Origin of the sequence: Paenibacillus sp. cl123, assembly GCF_900101595.1 — a bacterium.
GTDB lineage: Bacteria > Bacillota > Bacilli > Paenibacillales > NBRC-103111 > Paenibacillus_G.
This window is the reverse complement of sequence record NZ_FMYY01000019.1, coordinates 53,079-71,820: the sequence shown is the minus strand read 5'-3', so window position 1 is coordinate 71,820 and position 18,742 is coordinate 53,079. Positions and strand designations below refer to the sequence as shown.

Below are 18,742 nucleotides of genomic sequence, written 5' to 3'. Positions count from 1 at the left end.
CGTGCATACGGGTCATCTATACAGATCTATGGAGGGGAATTAATTGCCAAATACAGGGATGAGTCAGGTTTCATCTGCGGCTCCCCACATCGCCCCCGGAGCCGTTCGCCGGATATTGAAATCGCTGTCAACCAAACGTTGGTTGTATCTCATGATGGTGCCTGGGTTACTCTACTATGCCATATTTTGCTATCTACCCATGGGCGGATTAATCATCGCCTTCAAGGATTACAACCTGTTAAAGGGAGTCTGGGGAAGTCCATGGGTCGGACTCGACAACTTCCGAATCGTATTCCAATCCCCAGATTTCTTTATCGTATTGAAAAACACGGTGTTGATCAGTGTGTACAGGCTGTTATTTAATATGCTTCCGGACGTGATGCTTGCTTTAGCATTTAATGAAATCCATTCCCGATGGTTCAAGAAAGCCATACAGACGATCACATATGGCCCATACTTTTTATCTTGGGTGATCGTCTACGGATTAGTCTTTTCGTTCCTTGCTCCGGGTTCCGGTCTTGTGACGAACTGGGTTCGCGACATGGGGTGGGGCCAGCTTGAAATCTTGACGAGCGAAGCCTTGTTCCGCCCCCTATTGATTGTTACCGATTTATGGAAGAATACCGGATTCGGCGCCATTATTTATTTGGCAGCTTTGGCTTCCATTAATCAAGAATTGTATGAAGCGGCCGTTGTCGATGGGGCCGGCAGATGGAGGAAGCTGTGGCACATTACGTTGCCCGGGATCCGAGAGGTGTTCATCCTCATGCTGATCCTTCGACTAGGGCATATTCTGGACGCCGGGTTCGATCAAGTGTATATCTTCCTTAATGCAAGGGTTTATGGGGTCGGGGATATTATCGATACGTGGGTCTTCCGCCGCGGGTTGGAAAGCATGGAGTTCAGTATCGGCACCACGGTAGGTTTATTTAAGTCGGTCATTGGGTTCGCATTAGTAATCGCGGCCAACAAGTTGGCCAAAAAAGTAGGCGGTTCCGGAATCTGGTAAAGAGTAGTCTAACTATAGGAGGCGTGGAGAATGAAACCAATTAGAACAGCGGTTGTGGGCTTGAATATGGGGTTGTATCACGCACATGCATTTAGTAAAGCGGAGCGTGCCGAGCTGACCTATGTGGTCGACTTGGATGAAGAGAAGGCGGCTAAGCTCGCAGAAGAGTTAGGTTGTAAGTATACAACGGATTGGACGAAGATCATGGATGAGATTGACGCGGTGAGCTTCTGTACACCCCATCATCTGCATGCCTCTCAAGCACTTCAAGCGATTCAGGCTGGCAAGCATGTGTTGATCGAGAAGCCGCTCGCGAACAGCGAAGAGGAATGCTTGCAGTTAATTAAGGCCGCAGATGAGCATCATGTGAAGCTGATGCTCGCCTACGTAGTTCGATACCTGCCGGCTGTGCGTAAATTGAAGGAGGTCTTGGACAGCGGGGTGTACGGCCAACCGATCCATGCTCAAGGGTACCAATTGGGGCTGTTGCCACCCATGCCGCCACAATCTTGGTTCTCGCGCAAGGAGACACTCGGCGGCGGCGTTTTATTTAGCCACGGCTGCCATTATATCGATATCCTGCTCTGGTTATTCGGCGAACCGGATCGCGTTCAATCCATGGGCACCCGATTGGGAACGGATTGGCTGGAAGGAGAAGGCACGGCACATAGCACGATTCAATTCAAGAGCGGTGTGCTCGGACATCTCGTGTGCAGTTGGGGAACTAAAGTGTCACAAAGTCCGGGTAAGTATCACATTCATACCACGGATGCGCTTCTTGAGCTGAGCAACGACATGTGGAAGCTGGAGGTGATTAAAAAAGACGGCAAAGATTGGGTTCGGGAATTGCTGTACGGAGGTCCGAAAGACGATAAACCAATTCCGGGTGGCGGTGTCAGATATGAAATTAATCATTTTCTGGATGCCATCGCGAATGACACGACCCCGGAAACCGACGGCAGGGACGCGCTGCTCTCGCATAGAACCATCTGGGCCATGTATAAAAGCGAGGGGGTTCCGGTGGGATGATCAAACTTGCTTGTATGACTTGGGTGTATAACAAAGTTTCGTTCGAGCGCGCTCTACAAGGAATTGCCAAGGCCGGATACCACTACATATCGTTCGGATTGCCGCATGAAGGCAAGCCTGCATTCGACGACAGTCGGCCGGGAGAAGCGGAACGAGTGCTCCAAACCCTCGATACCTACGGCTTGAAGCCTGTAACGTTGGTCAGCACGGATGCATTTAGTCCTTCGCAGCCCCTGGCAAGGGCCATTCAACGGTTGGATTTTGCCAAGGCGTTGGGCGTAGAGGAATTAGTCTCATTGGGAACTTGGAGCTACATCAAGTTTCCCGATGAACCTCGCAGCGAAGAGGACATGAAGGAGATGGACGAAGCCTTTGCAGCGAAGTTTCGACTGGTCGGGGAGGAAGCGGAAAAGAGAGGCTTGAAGATTTCAATCAAGCCTCACACCGGTAATACCGCAACGTCCAGGCAACTGGCCGAAACGCTTGGTCGCATTGGCTCTTCCTCGGTTAAGGTTTGTTACGACCCAGGGAATGTGCGATTCTACGAAGGGATTGAACCGTGCACGGATTTGCCGGCCATTTCCCATGAAGTGATCTCCGTTATTGCCAAAGACCACCGGGGAGCTCGTGCGGAATCCGATTTTCCGATTCCTGGTGAAGGAGATGTTGATTTTTCGTCCATTTTTACCACCTTGAAGGCAGTTGGATTCAAGGGTCCTGTCATCGTAGAACGTTTGGATGATCGAGGGATAAGCTTTTCGGCTGATGAGCTGGATGAACGAATAGGCATCGGTCGTCGAAATTTAATACGGATCTTCACTGATATTGGCGTTAGCTGCGAATAACTTACAGATTGGAGTTCGATATTTAGATGAGAACGATTAAAGTGGGCCTGATCGGCTGCGGGCTGATGGGCAGCCTGCACGCTAGAACGCTAAAAGGGTTGCCCGGCGTTTCGGTTACGGCCGTCCATAACCGGACTAGAAGCAAGGCTGAGGCATTGGCTCTAGAAGTAGGAGCAACCGTATACGATACTTATGAGGAACTACTTCAACAAGACTTGGATGCGGTATGGGTGGCTACGCCGGATCATCTCCATGTGGAAATAGCTGAAGCGGTTTTGCATTCGGGCAAGCATCTATTCCTGGAGAAGGCACTAGCAACCTCTGTAGCGGATGGAGCCAAAATCGTAGCAGCAGGCGACCGGCATCCAGAGCTCAAAGCCATGGTCGGCTATCCGTTGCGCTTCGACCCCAGGTACCGCGCCATGAAGGAGACCGTATCCCGATCTGATGCTGGCAAGCCTCTACAGGCGTGGTCGATGCGAACGCACTTCCTGGACCCGAACCAACAAGTCTATGATAAATATCGCGACCATTATTATGACACGCCTAGCTGGTACTTCGACGATCAGCATGGGAAAGGCCCAATCTTCTCCCATGGTTCCCATGATTACGATATCCTCATGTGGATGTGCGGAGAAGTGGAAAGTGTCTTCGCCTATGGAGGGACTTACTTACTGCCTCCAGGGAGCGTAGCCGATGCTTTCACAGTGGTTCTGAAATTCAGAAACGGCGGGATCGGGCATGTCAGCACGCCATGGATTACCCGAGTCGAATACGACATCACAGGTGTGGCAACGGAGAAATTGACCATCGTTAACAATAACGGAGAGATCCGGTTGAAGGCCGACAACGAAGTGGAACAACGACTCACGTATAGCGAGAATGATATGTGGGTTCGCCTGAACCAGCATTTCATCGATTGCATTCGATATGATCGGCAACCGCTTATCTCTCTGAGTGACGGTCTGAAAGTGATCGCGGTTTCCGAAGCTGCTTATTCCTCCTTGCAAAAACGATGTGAAGTGTTTGTGGAGTAAGTAAAACTACCAGATAACGGATTGGAATGCTAGAGGGCAGCTAGCATGTACGCATGTAAGTAGGGGCGGGGACTTGCCGAATTCGGGAGAGGACGGACTCCGTCCCTATCACAGAAAGTGAGTGAAATTATGTCGATCGTTAAGCATAAATCAAGCACGGATCGATTCGTAGACATTGTGATTTATTCTAGTCTTACATTGTTTGCCCTTTCTACTTTATTTCCGCTCTATTATGTCTTCATCGTGTCGATTACGCCCTATGCGGAAGTGCTTCGAAACGGTGGCTTCATCATTGTCCCGAGTCAAATCACCTTTGATGCGTATAAGGAAATCTTCTCCAGCGTTCGAGTGCCCCATGCGCTAAGATTAACGTTGTTCATCACCGTTGTAGGTACGTTGTTAAACTTGGTCGTTACGATCTTGCTTGCCTATCCGTTATCCAAAAAAAGTATGGGTGGACGAAATCCGATATTGGTTGCGATTGTATTCACGATGCTGTTCAGCGGAGGGCTCATCCCTACTTATTTGGTAGTCCGTGGAATTGGGATCTACAACACGGTTTGGGCGTTGCTGATCCCAGGACTTGTGTCGACGTTCAATCTCCTCATTATCAAAACTTATTTCGAGAATTTGCCGGAAGAAATAGAAGATGCGGCTAAGGTAGACGGGTGTGGAGATGTACGGACGTTGTTCAGCATCGTCTTGCCCTTATCCATGCCTATTGTAGCGACATTGGGACTCTTTTATGGGGTTGGACACTGGAATGAATATTTCAAAGGGATTATGTACGTAACGGACAGAGAACTTGCCCCGATGCAGGTCGTGCTGCGGAATATGATCCAATCTCCGAACGTAACCCAGGAGCTTGCGCTATACGGTTCGTCGGATATGGCGCCCCTGCCGCCGGAAACGGTGAAGATGGCAACGGTAACCGTAGCTATTATTCCGATTTTGGTTGTGTATCCGTTCTTGCAAAAATATTTCATGAAGGGCATGTTGCTAGGAGCCATCAAAGGATAAGGATCCGGCTGAGGAATTAATGGGGGGTCGTAGTGGAACGATGAAGAAAGCGCCCATATTGCTAGGCAGTTGTCCGACAATTCCAATTCGAAGAATTGGGTCATACTCTAACCTGTTGGAGAAACCCAATAAACCCAATCTTAGCTTCAGAAAACAAGCATTGTTCAAGGATCTGTTGAAAGGAACAATAACCGCGAAACATAGCAAGTGGGAGATGCTCCAGCTTGGAAGGATGCAGGAGTCTGTCCCAACCAATTTGGCGATAGTGGAGATCGATGGGTATCCGCTATGGTTCCGTTCCTATACCTCCGATGACTGCGGCTTGCTCAAGCTGGAGGCTCAAAGGGCGATTCTGGAAATAGCCGACATGTATAGGGTACTCGTTTGGGCGGAATGGATAGAGCCACATCGGTTAGGCATATTGACCCAAACCCTCGAAGCCAACCAGCCTATTTCTATGATCCATTTATGCGATCGTTTGCGAGAGAGGATTGCGACCCAACTGAAAACTACCGTAACAGTGGGAATCGGAGTCACAGCGAAGGATTGGAGTGATATGGCTGCTTCTTATAAAATAGCCTGCTCGGCACTTGATTTCAAAGCTGCGTTGGGGAGCAATCGACTTATTGTTACCGAGGATATTAGCTCCAGACAGGAATGTGATATGATCCGCCAGCTTCAGCTGATGCATATGATCGGGCAGGCGTATCGGATGGGAAATGTGGTTTGGGTCGAACGGTATCGAGTTCTTTTTGAAGAACTGAGACATCACCTGTTTACCAGAGATGAACTTTTGAACATGTTTACTTATTTTATCTATCATCTTCACCTTGAAATGAGCGAATTGTTGGAAAAGTACCGTGAGATTTGGAAGCGGGATACGTTACCCTTGCTACAAGAGATTCTGCAGGAGAAGGACACCCTGGTTCAAATCGAGGTCTGTTTCTATGATACGCTCATGCATTGCTTTGAAAGGATGAAGACCATCCGCGACGGTACCTGTAACCGCGTACTTATTCAGAATTTGAAAGGCTTTATTGAAGAGCGCTTCAATGATCAAAATTTCTCCTTGACGTATGTAAGTGACCACTTTGGCTTGAATTCAAGTTATCTAAGCCGGCTGTTCAAAGAAGAGTTCGGTGAAACCTTCATCAGCTACGTCACACGCGTTCGGATCGAAACAGCTAAAATGTTACTCCTGAAAACCCCTGGATCGATTAAAGAAGTTTCCAAGCATGTGGGTTACCTTAACCCATTGACTTTCACCCGTATTTTCAAAAAAAACACGGGCAAAACACCTAGCGTTTATCGCCAGCAAGACATTTAACGTGAGTATCATCTAATAAATATTGAATGGTTTCGTTGGTATTTACTCGAGGGTGCAATAGGGATAGGGGGTGTTAAATATGTTGAAGGGATTGTATATACTCAATGACTTCAATTTGATTTATGGAAGTGTACATGAGGAGATTGGCAAATACATTGATTTCTACACAGAACCGCAAACCAAGCAATCGATTCTGCAGACACCTTCCATCCTTTCTGAGGCAGAGGTCATTTTTTCAGGGTGGGGCTGCCCCCTTTTGGATGAGAAGCTTTTACAGTATGCACCCAAGTTGCAGGCGGTTTTCTATGGCAGTGGATCAGTCAAGGGCTTTGTCACGGATGCATTCTGGGAGAAAAATATTACATTATCGAGCGCATATGCTGCGAATGGCTTATCTGTAGCTGAATACACGCTTTCTCAGATATTATTTTCGCTAAAACGGGGTTGGTCCTTTGTTAACTATGTTAAAAGGAATCATAAACATTTACGAAAGAGAGACGCGCATGGCGTTTATGGTTCGACAATCGGAATTATCTCCTTGGGGATGATTGGCAGGATGGTATGTGAGTTTCTTAAACATTTCGATGTCAGGGTCATCGCATATGACCCCTATGTCTCACAGGAGGACGCAAGTAAACTTCAAGTCGAGTTGTGTTCATTGGAACAGATTTTCCAACTAGGAGATGTTGTATCTCTACATGCACCGAATCTGAAAGAAACAGAAGGGTTAATAACAGGCTCCCACTTCGCTTCTATGAAACATAATGCAACGTTCATCAATACAGCCAGAGGACATGTTGTACGAGAACATGAAATGATCGAGGTCTTACAACAAAGGCAAGATATCTTTGCGTTGTTGGATGTGACTTATCCGGAACCTCCTGTGGAGGGGTCGCCACTATATCATTTAGATAATGTGATTCTGACACCGCATATTGCTGGAGCGATGAATCGGGAATGCCAACGAATGGGGAAATATATGTTGGATGAATTGCTACGATATTTAAATGGAGAAGAACTTCATTGGGGGATTACACGTGAAAAGGTAGTTAATATGGCCTGAATATAAGTATAGCAAGCTCAGTGAGTTTGTGATGTCGGAGCTGATGAAGACCGGTTTGGAATCCGGATATTCCGAATCCATTCAATTTCCGGGAGCAGTGGGAAGAGGTAACGGATAATCAACTGTTCGACAACGGGTTTAAAGTTCAATGGGAAATGTTTCTGAAGCATGTATGCTGGGACACTCCGTTTCCTTGCGGGCGGTTTCTTATTTTCATAGTTTCCGGAAAGTGCCGCATCGTTCGAGGTGCCGAAAAATAAACAGTTTAAGAGCAGAATAGCCTATTCTGCAGCGCATGTCGTCTGCGTTCCGTTTGCAGATGCAGAGCCGCTGTGGGGCGCTCAAATTGATTGGGAGAAAACACTTGCCTATCGAGGGTATCTGTGGTCGCTTGGACTATCTGTTGCGGAAGCTATACATACCATATCCCGTTCTTTTAAGGCTGCCTTGACATTTATTCGTCAAGGCAACCTTTTTATGTGGAATCAAAAAGAAAATGGTTTGTTTCGGGTGGGCGTAACGGATTCACTGCGCGTGAAAGAAAGGAACTGCAGGACAAGGAAGCGGATGTCCCTGCTTTAAGGAATCCGGCTTGTTGCCCTTGAGCCAAATAGGAGTATCGTCCCGAGGGAGGAGTACCGAACAGGAGGGGGGCTAGCCGCCCCCCTCCTGTTCGGTGCTTCATGCATCTGGACCCGTTATTTCTGCGAGGGTGTTTCAGTTTTGCGTTCAATTACTTGTAATACTTTCGGTTCGATAGCTTTTAACATTTGTTCATTTGAACGATTGTTTTTAGGAACATCGCCCTTATTTTCACCTTGAATTTGCAAATCAATTTGTGTTTTTGCAATGACATCAATCACTTGTTGCTTAGAGACGTTTTTAGACGCTGCAATCTCCACAACAGATTTACCTGTTGCCAATTCTTGTTTTAACTCGGTTGGGCTAATTTTCAGCAAAGAAAACAGCTTTTCATCATTTAAAAAGGCGTCGGCGGAATAATCAGGCTTATCATTTGTAGAGAAGAAGCCTTCTACTTTAATGTTTGAAGGTGCAGTCTCGCCTCCTACCAGAGACACGTTGATTGCATTGCCCTGAACAAATACCTGGTACAACGGTGTTTTTGATCCCTTTTTGCTGTAATTCAACATAAACGTTTTATGATCCGGATTTTCCATTGGCTCCATAGTAATCTCATACTCTTCGATGCTGCCATACAGCTTAGCAATGAGATGATCTGCCTTCGACTTGATTTGCTGTTCGGTTAAAGCAGTGAGCGGCTTCTCCTTGGGCTCCCAATTCTCTTGATTCACGTGTTCGATCACACCCGTAACACCGTTTGTATGAAGGGTAAGCTTTTTGCCGGTTCCTCCTTTTTCCTGCAGGATGATGCTTGTTTGAACGCCATGAACGCTGCTTGCATCGATAATCTCAAACGATTTTGTTTCGGGAAATGCATTATACAGCTTCTCAAGTGCTGCTTTGCCAACCTCATCCACCTTGACTTGCTCCGCAGTCATTGGTGTTCTAGTAAGCATTTCAATCAGAGGGGGGGCAGCAAATGCTGCGGTTGGAATCAAAATCGCGGCGGCAATTATTCCACCAATTAATCGTTTTTTCATGGTTAGTTCGCTCCTTTTTCGTAGCAAATATTGAGAATAGGATTGTTCTATTCGTTTGGATATAGCCGGGGGGCACTCCATAAATTCTGCTTCTTTGTGCAGCTGTTCACGGATTTTGCGTTCAATAGTCATTGAGCTCTTCCATCCTTTCCGAGGGGAGATTCCATGATTTTTTTCGAAGCGACTGAAGAGCCGCATGATATCTGGACTTGACTGTACCCAGAGGAATATCGAGTAACGTCGCAATTTCCTCCAGGGTATAGTCGTGAAAAAAGCGGAAGATAATGACTGTCCTCTGTTTGTCGGTCAGTTTTTGGATTGCCTGCGATATCATTTGGTTTGTCTCATCCTTCAACACCGTAGGTTGATCCCAATGAGCCTCCTCCCTAGAGAAGGCACGGATGCGTTCGAAAATTCGGAATCTCCGCCAGCTTTTGACCCGAAACCTCTGCACTTGACGGATTACCAAGCCGTGTAGCCAGAAGTGGAAAGGGCGGTTCGTATCGTAGTTAGCGAGTGAGGTCCACATTTGCATATAGATCTCATTCATGACATCCTCCCGATCCTGCTGATGATCCACCAGAAAGGAGACTGTCTTGTAGATGTTCTGATAAGTGGCATCATATATCGTGTGAAATGCTTGTTGATCACCATCTTTCATTTTTTCTAGCAGCTGGTACATATAGTCACTTTTCATTCAGAGGGCCCTCCTGAGTAAGCACTTACACTCTATATTGTCTCTCTAGCGGAAAAAGGTTCGGTTTATTTTCCCCATTGATATGAAGCCGTCAGAACACCTATACTCTTTACAGAAAGGCTTCACATAACCAAGACCGCTATTCAAGTAAACCACAAAAGGTGGATGCCCATGAACGAAGAGATTGTCTCGGCCTTGCTGGGGATGGCGGAGCTGAAGCTTTTGAAATTCGATGTTCACCGGCTGCATGCTATGAACTACAGGAACCGCACCTTTCAGGAATACTACATGATGACTTATGTGCGCAAGGGGACAGCCAAGCTTAGAGTGCAGGACCGGATTTACCCGATTCGTCCGGGGACGGTTATTTTTATCCCGATTGGCCTGGAGCATGACCAGTATATGGACACCGATGAAGAGACGGAGTTTCTCTGGTGGCATTTTACATACAAGATTCATGGTGTGATCGATGTGCTGCCGTTTTTCCACATTCCTTACATTTATCCGCTAAAAAACTACAAAAAATTCGAAGCCGTGTTCGATGAATTTATGCTTTCCACAACAAGGGGCGGCTATATTCCGAATGTTATCCTGCAGAAGGCCAAGTCGCTGGAGCTGCTGTATGTGCTGCTGGACAATGCGTTCGGGAACGAAGGGGCCATAGGTGCGGGACAGCCGCCGAGCAGCTTTTTATCGGTATTGCTGAAGATTGTCAGCCAGCCCGAGGCGACCTTCTCGTTGCAGGAGTTGGCCGCGGATTTGCATATGAGCCCGACTTATGTCAGCAATCATTTCAAGGAGCTGTTCGGCAAGCCCCCGATTCTTCTGCACCGGGAAATCAAGATCGCCAAAGCCAAGTCGCTCCTGGAAATGCAGGAGATGAACATTATGGAAATCAGCGGTTACCTCGGCTTTAACGATGTTCAAACCTTCGCCAGGCAGTTCAAAAAATATACGGGAATCTCACCCGGGCAATACAAAGGGCTGTTTAAAAGACCGCCTGTATAAGTGTTAAACATCGACAAACTTCTGCTCTGTTGTCCGGCATGGGTTACCGTTACACTTGGGGCAAGGGTTACATATCCCTGCCAGGAGGTAAGTGAACATGGACACATGGCGTATCGTATTTACGGACAAAGAGAAGGTAGAGGTGCAGAAGGAAACGTTCGATCCGGCGCTTGGAGAAACCGAGATATTATGCGCGGCTATTTGCTCGCTGATTAGTACGGGCACGGAGCTGCAATGCCTGAGAGGTGTATTTGATCCCGGTACCAATTGGGCGGAGTGGGTGAAGTATCCTTTCCAGCCGGGGTATTCGATGGCAGCGGAAGTGCTGGAGGTCGGAGCGCGTGTCAAGGGTATCCGAAAAGGGGACCGGGTCTTTGCAGCACATCCGCATACCCAATTTTTTAAAGTCGACGCGAAGCATGCGTATGTGCTTCCGGCAGAGATCAGCGCCGAGCAAGGAACGTGGCTTAGTTTGGCCAAGACGACGCAGTTGGGCGTGAGAAGAGCAGAATTGAGCCTCGGCGAGTCAGTCGGAATTATCGGGCTCGGACAGCTCGGGCAGCTTGTAGCGCGATATGTATCGCTCTCCGGGGCCAAAGAAATTTTCGCGATCGATCCTTCCGCCGGCCGGCTGGAGCTGGTTCCGGAGAAGCCGGGCATGATCCGGTTGGCGATGGACGCGGTTACGGCGATGGACGTGATCAAGGAAAGGACCGGCGGCAAAATGCTGGACGTCGTCTTCGATATCACGGGTCATCCGGCCGTGCTGGCTCAGGCTACGCAGCTGGTGAGGCCGTTAGGACGCGTTATTTTATTGGGCGATACGTCGACGCCTTCCAAGCAGGTGCTGGGACCTAATGTCGTGTCCGGTTCCGTTGCTATACAGGGCATTCATTCGCTGATGAGCTACAAGGAATGGGATCACCCGGCTATGTCCGAGTTGTTTTTCACTTACGTCATTCAAGGGCGCATGGATGTAGGTTCCTTAATCAGCCACCGGCATTCTCCGTTGGACGCCGCACAGGTCTATGAAGCCTTGATGCAGAACCGCAGCTCGGCTATGGGTGTGATGTTTGATTGGAAGACTCTATCGTAATACGGCGGCAAGCTCCATCTCCGGGTGGGGCTTTTTTCTTTTTTCTTTATTTGGACCACCATTTCTTGAAACCGTCTGCTAGTTTCGGATTGGGTGTAACTCTATAATGAGCACAAGTGGACGGAGCAATAGCGAGTATTGGTGTAAGCGGTTTCTGCCGGATATGACTTCCAAGACCACGTTCGAAAAATTCTTTCATCCGGTTGTACCGCTTTATCCATAAAATCATTTTAGGAAGGTGTGAATGGATGAAAAGGCTAGTAAGTATGTGGTTAGTTCTGCTGCTGTGTCTGGGTTATATCCCTGCATTTTGGGGACCGGTATCGGCTGCAGCGCTGGAGCTTAACGGAGGGTTTGAAGACGGCTTAACCGGCTGGACGCAGACCGCCGGCTCGGGCGGGGTTTCGGTGACAGATGAACAAAAGGCTTCTGGAGCAAGCAGTCTGAAGATTGTGGATGCAAGCGGCAGTACAACGGTAGCCGTGGAAAGTGCGAAGTTTAACGCATTACCGGGAAATCATTATACGGTGACGGGTCAGGTCTATCTGCAATCCGGAGCGACGGCAGTTAGTCTTCGATTCTATGACAGCTCTAACGCAGTGATCGGTACTCCTTCTTCTGCTTATATGGCTTCCCTTGGCGCATGGACAGGTTTTAATATAGCGGCGGAGGCGCCTGCGAATGCAGTGAAGTGGAGTATTTATATCAGCACGGGCAACTCCAATACGGGAACGAGTTATTATGACGATATTAGAGCTTTTGAAAGCGCTACCGCGGTTCTGCCGTTTCAAGATACGTTTGACAGCGAGTCTCTTGGATCAACGCCGGATGCTTACGCGGCTTATGGAGCAGGGACTGTGACGGTATCGGATACGCCAGGAGGTGGAAACCGCAGTTTAACGCTTCATGACCAGCAAGTGTCTAATTCGGGTGTTGCAGCTATTCGTCCTATTCAAGCGGTTACAAGCGGCACTGTTGAATTCGAGACGAAGTTTCTTTATGCTCCCGACTCTACGCAGGCGAACCAGCGGCTGGCGGTTAACCTGAAGGTCATGGGAAAAACCGCGGCAGGTCAGGCTCAGCCGGCGGCGCAGTTCCGAATATTGAGGGATGGGCTTGCCAAAGTGGCCAGCAAAGCAGGCTTCAATGATATCCCGAACGGGAACGGAACGAGCACTGCACATTGGTATATGATCAGGTTCGTTATAAATTTGAACACAAAAAAATTCGACATCTACATGACGAGCGATGTTATTCAGCCGGGTTCCTATGTCAAAGCTCCGGCTAAAGTCGTCGAAGGGATGGCGAATACGGTAGTTATTGAAGATCGTGAGTTCCAGACGGATTCCATCGTCAGCTTGAATAATATCACGCTCGAGACGGCGGATAATTCGGGAACGTTATATATCGATTATGTAAAGATGATCCGCAAGCTCGGCGGAGTTGTAAAAGATGACCAAGGGGCCTTTATCACAGGCGCGAACGTGAAATTGTACGAGGCAGCCGATACCGGATTCGCGAACCCGATTGCCAGCGCCATAACGGGAACGGAAGGCGAATACCTGTTTGATCCCTCGATTGAAATTGGAAATTACGTGCTTAGGGCAACAAAAGCGGGATATCTAGCGCTGACCAAACCGGTTACGGTTTCAACGTCCGGACCAGGAAATACGGATTTGACGTTGGTGGCGGATCCCGGATATGTGGTGTACCCAGTAAGCGGCAGTGTGACCGAGAGCGGTACCGGGTCCCCGATTTCCGATGCGGATGTGAAATTGTACGAAGCAAGCGATGCAGCCTTTCTTAACCCAATCGCCAGCGCTGTTACTGGAATGGAGGGCGGCTACACGCTGAACGATATTACGAGCGGCAGTTATGTGATAAGGGTGGTAAAAGCAGGATACATCACGGCGACGAAGCCGCTTACGGTCACATCGTCCGGAGTTGGAAACGCCGATCTGACGATGTCTGAAGATCCTGAGGCTAAGCAGTATACGATCGGCGGTAAAGTGTTTGAGGCAAGTTCCAAGGCTCCGATTGCGGGCGCGGTAGTGAAATTGTACGGCGATGCGGATATTAACTTCACGTCCGTGCTGGGTACGGGAACGACATCAGCGGATGGGTCCTTTACGATCAGTCCAAACATGTTTGACGGCCGATACCGGCTAAAGGCGGAGCTGAACGGCTACTATTCGACGACTTCTCCGGTTGCCGTGTGGAAGTCGGACATGACGGATGAAGTGATCGCCATGCCGGTAAAAGAATTGGTAACGGTGGAAGCAATGCCCAAGCCGCCGGCCGAGCATCCTAGATTGTACTTGAGACGGTCGGATATCGGACCGATCAAAGAGAAAATGAAGGATCCTTTACTCAAGAAGGTCTGGGAGCAGGTGCTTTTGAAGAGTGAAGCAGGCTCTTATACGGCGAAGAGCAGTGGCACGACCGAGGCGCTTGAAACCTATACGCTTCCGAGTGTGCAGCAGGCCCGATATGTGCGGATCCTAGCCAAGGGCAACACCCAAGGCATTTGGAACTCCATATTGGAAACCAAGATATACGGTCAGCCACAGGCTGGACAATTCACGAGCCTGCCCATACAAGATGTAAAGTGGAGCACAGCTCCTAGCAGTGCCAATGACGGGTGGAAATCGATCGACGGCAATCTGACAACGTATTGGACAGCGGAGGGTTCCGTTCAATGGATAGCGTATGATCTGGGTTCACTACAAGACATTCACGCTATCGCCTTGGCTTGGTTTAAAGGAAATCAACGTACTGCGTTCTTTGACATCGATGTATCGGCAGACGGAGAGCAATGGTCGCGCATCGATATGGGGATGGGGCCTTCTAATCCGGGTCAACTGCCGCCACGTGGGGCTAATAAAACGAATTTCAGCAAGGCTGTCCGTGAGTCCATTGAGGCTGCAGCTTTGAGATATGTATTACTGAATGACGTGGATCAAGGAAATCAAGCTGTTCTTATGATGAAAAACTTTCTGAATTCGGTTGATTTCTCAAACCCTAACCAATACCATCAAATCGGCGATACGATCAATATGGCCGCCATTGTATACGATTGGTGTTACCCTCTGATGTTTGACACAGAACGGGATGCAGTTGTCATTAAGATGAAGGCGCTTGCGAATTATTCGGAAATCGGATATGACAATTTAGTGACGAATGCCGTGGAAGGCCATCCCAGCGAAAGTATGGTGATGAAAGATCTGTTTGCGGCCGGTGTTGCGGTGTACGAACGTGATACCGAAATTTACGAAAAGGCCGCGGGGGCTGTCTTCAATAAATATGTACCTGTGCGCAATTTCTGGTATGAATCGGGCATGCATCATCAAGGCGACTCTTACGGCATGCAAGGGCGATATGAGCCGGAGCTATGGTCGCAGATCATTACGCGCCGTATGGGGCATGAAGACCTCTTTACCGAAAAGCAAGGGGACGTCTTGATGCGGGCTATTTATACCCGCAGGCCGGATGGCCAATTGCTGCGTGACGGGGATTCCTATCAGGACGTCTATACGATCCCGAATGTAACTTGGAAATATGAGACGGTATCAATGCTGGCAGCCTCTCAATACGAAAATCCTTATGTGCGGGATATGTTCCTCAAGGAATACGTGCCGGGGTCGGTAGATGCAGTCATGGAGATGCTGCTTGTACCGTCCAATATGGTGAGCCGCCCAGTCGATGATCTGCCGCTTACCCAATATTTCGGATCGCCGATGGGTTCGATGGTGGCGCGTACCGGCTGGGATGACCCGGTCGGCATTAACAAAAATTCTCCATCCGTCGTCGCAGAGATGAAAATCGGCGGATATTGGTTCGGGAATCATCAGCATTTGGATATGGGCAGCTTCCAGTTGTACTACCAAGGCTCGCTTGCGGTGGACAGCGGTATGTATTCAGGTGTTTTAGCGCCAGGCCAGACAACGACTCAAGATTATGGGAGCGATCATGACCGTAATTATTTTAAAAGAACCATTGCTCACAATTCCATGCTGGTGTACGATCCTTCCGAAGTTTTCCGGTACAGGGGGTGGCAACTGGATAATGACGGCGGGCAGCGTTGGGCAAACTCCACCTATGCCGAGGCTCATTCCCTGGAACAGCTGGTGGGGAAAGATTACAGCAGAGCCAAAGTAACAGGACACGAATACGGAACCGATCCGTACGCGCCTGAGTACAGCTACATCAAGGGGGATCTGACGCAGGCGTACTCGGATAAAGTGAAGCAATTCGAACGCTCGATGATGTTTTTCAATTTGAAAGACAGCACGCATCCGGCTGCTATGGTTGTCTTCGATAAAGTCGTATCGAAGGACAGCAGCTTCGAGAAATATTGGCTGCTTCACAGCATGGAGAAGCCCGAAGTGAATGGTTCGGCTGCAACCATAACAAGGAACAATAGCGACTATTCAGGCAAGCTGGTCAATGAAACGCTGCTGCCTTTGAATGCTTCGGTTGACATTGTTGGTGATCACGATTACAACTTTCAGGTATTTGACACGAGCTATGATCAGTGGCCCCTCGAGCCGCCGAATCTGCCGCCAGGACAGTATACGATTGAGCAAGGGGCGTACCGGGTCGAGGTTAAACCGACCATTAAGGCGGAAACGGACTATTTCCTCAATGTTATGCAGGTAATGGACAGCGGACAGACAGTGACGCTGCCAACCCGGCGCCTGGATGCGGACCTCATGACCGGCGCGCAGATTGACGACCGCGCGGTCTGGTTCAGCAAAAGCGGCAAACGATTAAATCAAACGGTGACTCTGTCCGCTTACGGCTCGCAACCGGAGATGATGTTGACGGTAGCGGATCTGCAGCAAGGCAAATGGCGGATTTCGATGGCCGGGAAGCCCGATCAATTCGGCGAAGTGAGCGATGAAGGCGGCGTACTGGCCTTCCATGCGCCGGCAGGCAGCTATACGCTAACTCCGCTCGGGATGATCGACGATGTTGCGCCTTCTACGAGAGCGATCATCTACGGCGATACGGGAGCGGGTACATTTAATAATCATGCGGTAACGGTAAAATTCGAGGCGAACGACAAGCTTTCCGGCGTTAAGAAAACGGAATACCGCTTGAATGGCGGCGCTTGGACGACGTTTGCAGATTCCGTTTCCTTAAGCGGCAGCGGCATCTACACGCTCGAATACCGCTCCGAGGATAACGCGGGGCATGTCGAGGCTGCGAAGCAGGCCGTTGTTGGAGTAGATACGATCCAGCCGACCGTTGTGTGGAGCGGAATCGCCGAAGGTGGCGTATACAGCAGCCCTGTAACCCCAACGGCAGCGGCAACTGATGAATTGAGCGGCATCGCAAGTGTGACGTATAAGCTGAACGGAGCGCCTTGGACAGCCGGAGGAGCTATCTCGGCGTTGGGCAACCACATCCTGGAGGCTGTGGCAACGGATCTGGCGGGGAACAAGACGACATCGACTGTAAAATTTGCGATTCAGGCCGTCGCAGGCTCATCCGTGACGCTGTCCGATCCGCAGACCGTGCGTCCCGGTGAAGTATTTACGCTTCAGCTTGGCATCGCGCAAGCGGTGAATATATCTGCCCTGGATATCAAGCTGAGCTATGATAAAGCCGTGTTTGAATATGTAGGCGCGGAGAGCGATCGTACGGGAACGTCTATCGCGCGCACCCAGCATGATGACGTAAACGGAACGCTTCGTTTCCTGGTCGCTAATGCAGGGACAACGGGCGTCATGAACGGGGATTCCCCGGCTCTGCGGCTGCAGCTTAGAGCCAAAGCCGAAGCGGCCGGCGGAAGCGGAGTGATTGCCGTTACGCAAGCGGTACAATCCGATGGTCAAGGTGCGGAGTCGTCGTTAGGCTTAGTCTCACGGACCATCCAGGTCGTGAACCAAGTGACCAAGGCCGAGCTTCTTGAAGCTATTGCGGGTGCGGTATCCCTCCGGGATACCGCCGTCGAAGGCACGTCGAACGGCCAGTTTGTGCCCGGCACACTGACCTCGCTGAAAACGGCGTTGACGTCGGCGATTACAGGAGCTCAAGCGGTGGCTAACCAAACGTCGGCAACTCAGGCAGCGATTAACCAGGCTGCCTCCGACCTGCAAGCGGCGGTCGGCGTATTCGAAAGCGGACGGATAGTACCCGCAACCGGGAATGTGGCCGATCCGCAAAACACGGGCATTACGGTCGGCGATTTAGGTTTTGTAGCACTCCGCATGTGGCTGACGGAGGCGAGCTCCGAGTGGGCAGCGGCGAAAGCCGCGGATATAAACAAGGACGGCACTATTGATATTTTTGACCTTACTTTTATTGCGCTGAGGGTAGAGTAATGGTTTGGAGCGATGAACCGGAGGGAGCTGGGCAATGAAATGAAAAACAGACTGCGCGGTTGGGCGGCAGGGCTCATGCTGCTGACGGCAGTCTCCGGTTATAGTAACGATGCAAATGCGGAAACGGGAGAGGGACTTGCCGGGACGGTATTCTTCGGCAGGTCCCCTTCCGGTCTGCAGGCCGGAGATACGTTTGCCATAGAGATCAAGGGCAGCGGCTTGGTCGATCTGTACGCTTATGAGGCGGCCATAGGCTTCGATCCGGATAAGCTGGTTCCAGGCGAAGCACAAAGCGGGCTGCCGGGCGGTTACGACATTACAAAGGAAGAGCCGGGAGTTATCCGCATGGCTTCTACCCGGATAGGCAGCGGGGAAGGGATAAGCGGCGAGCGAGTGATCGGACGCTTGACGTTCAAGGTTCGCCAGAGCGGAATGACCAGGCTAACGCTGGATCGAGTAGTGCTATTGGATTCACGCCTGGAGCGGAAAACGATTGAGCATGCCGGCGAAGCGGAGCTGTCCGCTGCAGGCGAGCAGGAACAGAACGGCCAGAAGGCTTGGATTGATCCAAGGGACAGCGAATAATCTGTTCCTGCCGGAACGGATGCAAGCACATTTCTTTATTTGGACCACCATTTCTTGAAACCGTCTGCTAGTTTC

General features: G+C 49.7%; 14 protein-coding genes and 1 pseudogene. 13 read left to right on the top strand and 2 right to left on the bottom strand.

Translation table 11 applies throughout. The features are described 5' to 3' along the window. Window positions 1-43: 43 nt before the first annotated feature. The 9 genes and pseudogenes from BLR08_RS23250 (at window position 44) to BLR08_RS23215 (ending at window position 7,912) form a co-directional block, all read left to right on the top strand. Window positions 44-1,009 carry an ABC transporter permease gene (locus tag BLR08_RS23250; protein ID WP_256257759.1) on the top strand — a complete coding sequence of 322 codons (966 nt, stop codon included), beginning with the start codon at window positions 44-46 and terminating at the stop codon, window positions 1,007-1,009. Window positions 1,010-1,039: 30 nt separating this feature from the next. After that, window positions 1,040-2,038 carry a Gfo/Idh/MocA family protein gene (locus BLR08_RS23245; RefSeq protein WP_072335820.1) on the top strand — a complete coding sequence of 333 codons (999 nt, stop codon included), beginning with the start codon at window positions 1,040-1,042 and terminating at the stop codon, window positions 2,036-2,038. Then, window positions 2,035-2,883 carry a sugar phosphate isomerase/epimerase family protein gene (locus tag BLR08_RS23240; protein WP_072335817.1) on the top strand — a complete coding sequence of 283 codons (849 nt, stop codon included), beginning with the start codon at window positions 2,035-2,037 and terminating at the stop codon, window positions 2,881-2,883. Before BLR08_RS23245 ends, BLR08_RS23240 begins: the two co-directional genes overlap by 4 nt. Window positions 2,884-2,909: 26 nt before the next feature. Next, complete coding sequence (locus BLR08_RS23235; RefSeq protein ID WP_072335814.1) at window positions 2,910-3,920, top strand: Gfo/Idh/MocA family protein; 1,011 nt, start codon at window positions 2,910-2,912, stop codon at window positions 3,918-3,920. A 129-nt stretch (window positions 3,921-4,049) separates the two neighbouring features. Then, window positions 4,050-4,940, top strand: a complete 891-nt coding sequence (locus BLR08_RS23230) for a carbohydrate ABC transporter permease (protein ID WP_072335811.1) — start codon at window positions 4,050-4,052, stop codon at window positions 4,938-4,940. Between the two features lie 40 nt (window positions 4,941-4,980). Further along, entirely contained in the window at window positions 4,981-6,267 is a 1,287-nt protein-coding gene (locus tag BLR08_RS23225) for a helix-turn-helix domain-containing protein (protein ID WP_072335808.1), read from the top strand. 79 nt (window positions 6,268-6,346) lie between these two features. Continuing rightward, window positions 6,347-7,330, top strand: a complete 984-nt coding sequence (locus BLR08_RS23220; protein ID WP_072335804.1) for a hydroxyacid dehydrogenase — start codon at window positions 6,347-6,349, stop codon at window positions 7,328-7,330. Window positions 7,331-7,377: 47 nt separating this feature from the next. After that, window positions 7,378-7,524, top strand: a pseudogene (locus tag BLR08_RS31865) (gfo/Idh/MocA family oxidoreductase); the annotation flags it as partial. Window positions 7,525-7,576: 52 nt separating this feature from the next. Beyond that, on the top strand, window positions 7,577-7,912 hold the full coding sequence (locus BLR08_RS23215; RefSeq protein ID WP_072335801.1) for a DUF993 family protein: 336 nt from the start codon (window positions 7,577-7,579) through the stop codon (window positions 7,910-7,912). Window positions 7,913-8,028: 116 nt separating this feature from the next. Here BLR08_RS23215 and BLR08_RS23210 read toward each other — a convergent pair whose 3' ends face one another. Both BLR08_RS23210 and BLR08_RS23205 read right to left on the bottom strand, forming a co-directional pair. Next, on the bottom strand, window positions 8,029-9,084 hold the full coding sequence (locus tag BLR08_RS23210; RefSeq protein ID WP_176835589.1) for a hypothetical protein: 1,056 nt from the start codon (window positions 9,082-9,084) through the stop codon (window positions 8,029-8,031). Further along, window positions 9,074-9,649 (bottom strand): sigma-70 family RNA polymerase sigma factor, encoded by a 576-nt coding sequence (locus BLR08_RS23205; protein ID WP_072335798.1) that lies wholly within the window; start codon window positions 9,647-9,649, stop codon window positions 9,074-9,076. The genes BLR08_RS23210 and BLR08_RS23205 overlap by 11 nt, the downstream gene beginning before the upstream one ends. 171 nt (window positions 9,650-9,820) lie before the next feature. Here BLR08_RS23205 and BLR08_RS23200 point away from each other — a divergent pair, with 171 nt between their 5' ends. The 4 genes from BLR08_RS23200 (at window position 9,821) to BLR08_RS23185 (ending at window position 18,667) form a co-directional block, all read left to right on the top strand. Then, window positions 9,821-10,657, top strand: coding sequence for an AraC family transcriptional regulator (locus BLR08_RS23200; protein ID WP_072335795.1), 837 nt, complete (start codon window positions 9,821-9,823; stop codon window positions 10,655-10,657). Window positions 10,658-10,754: 97 nt separating this feature from the next. Beyond that, on the top strand, window positions 10,755-11,753 hold the full coding sequence (locus tag BLR08_RS23195; RefSeq protein WP_072335790.1) for a zinc-binding dehydrogenase: 999 nt from the start codon (window positions 10,755-10,757) through the stop codon (window positions 11,751-11,753). A 248-nt stretch (window positions 11,754-12,001) separates the two neighbouring features. Beyond that, window positions 12,002-18,082 carry an OmpL47-type beta-barrel domain-containing protein gene (locus BLR08_RS23190; protein ID WP_083537458.1) on the top strand — a complete coding sequence of 2,027 codons (6,081 nt, stop codon included), beginning with the start codon at window positions 12,002-12,004 and terminating at the stop codon, window positions 18,080-18,082. Window positions 18,083-18,121: 39 nt separating this feature from the next. Next, window positions 18,122-18,667: a cohesin domain-containing protein gene (locus tag BLR08_RS23185; protein ID WP_143014441.1), complete on the top strand. Its 546-nt coding sequence runs from the start codon at window positions 18,122-18,124 to the stop codon at window positions 18,665-18,667. Window positions 18,668-18,742: the final 75 nt, after the last annotated feature.

Coding starts and splice junctions, on each gene's coding strand:
- BLR08_RS23240 (WP_072335817.1), top strand. CDS start 2,035: ATGATCAAACTTGCTTGTATGACTTGGGTGTATAACAAAGTTTCGTTC.
- BLR08_RS23195 (WP_072335790.1), top strand. CDS start 10,755: ATGGACACATGGCGTATCGTATTTACGGACAAAGAGAAGGTAGAGGTG.
- BLR08_RS23200 (WP_072335795.1), top strand. CDS start 9,821: ATGAACGAAGAGATTGTCTCGGCCTTGCTGGGGATGGCGGAGCTGAAG.
- BLR08_RS23220 (WP_072335804.1), top strand. CDS start 6,347: ATGTTGAAGGGATTGTATATACTCAATGACTTCAATTTGATTTATGGA.
- BLR08_RS23245 (WP_072335820.1), top strand. CDS start 1,040: ATGAAACCAATTAGAACAGCGGTTGTGGGCTTGAATATGGGGTTGTAT.
- BLR08_RS23210 (WP_176835589.1), bottom strand. CDS start 9,084: ATGACTATTGAACGCAAAATCCGTGAACAGCTGCACAAAGAAGCAGAA.
- BLR08_RS23205 (WP_072335798.1), bottom strand. CDS start 9,649: ATGAAAAGTGACTATATGTACCAGCTGCTAGAAAAAATGAAAGATGGT.
- BLR08_RS23235 (WP_072335814.1), top strand. CDS start 2,910: ATGAGAACGATTAAAGTGGGCCTGATCGGCTGCGGGCTGATGGGCAGC.
- BLR08_RS23185 (WP_143014441.1), top strand. CDS start 18,122: ATGAAAAACAGACTGCGCGGTTGGGCGGCAGGGCTCATGCTGCTGACG.
- BLR08_RS23225 (WP_072335808.1), top strand. CDS start 4,981: ATGAAGAAAGCGCCCATATTGCTAGGCAGTTGTCCGACAATTCCAATT.
- BLR08_RS23230 (WP_072335811.1), top strand. CDS start 4,050: ATGTCGATCGTTAAGCATAAATCAAGCACGGATCGATTCGTAGACATT.
- BLR08_RS23190 (WP_083537458.1), top strand. CDS start 12,002: ATGAAAAGGCTAGTAAGTATGTGGTTAGTTCTGCTGCTGTGTCTGGGT.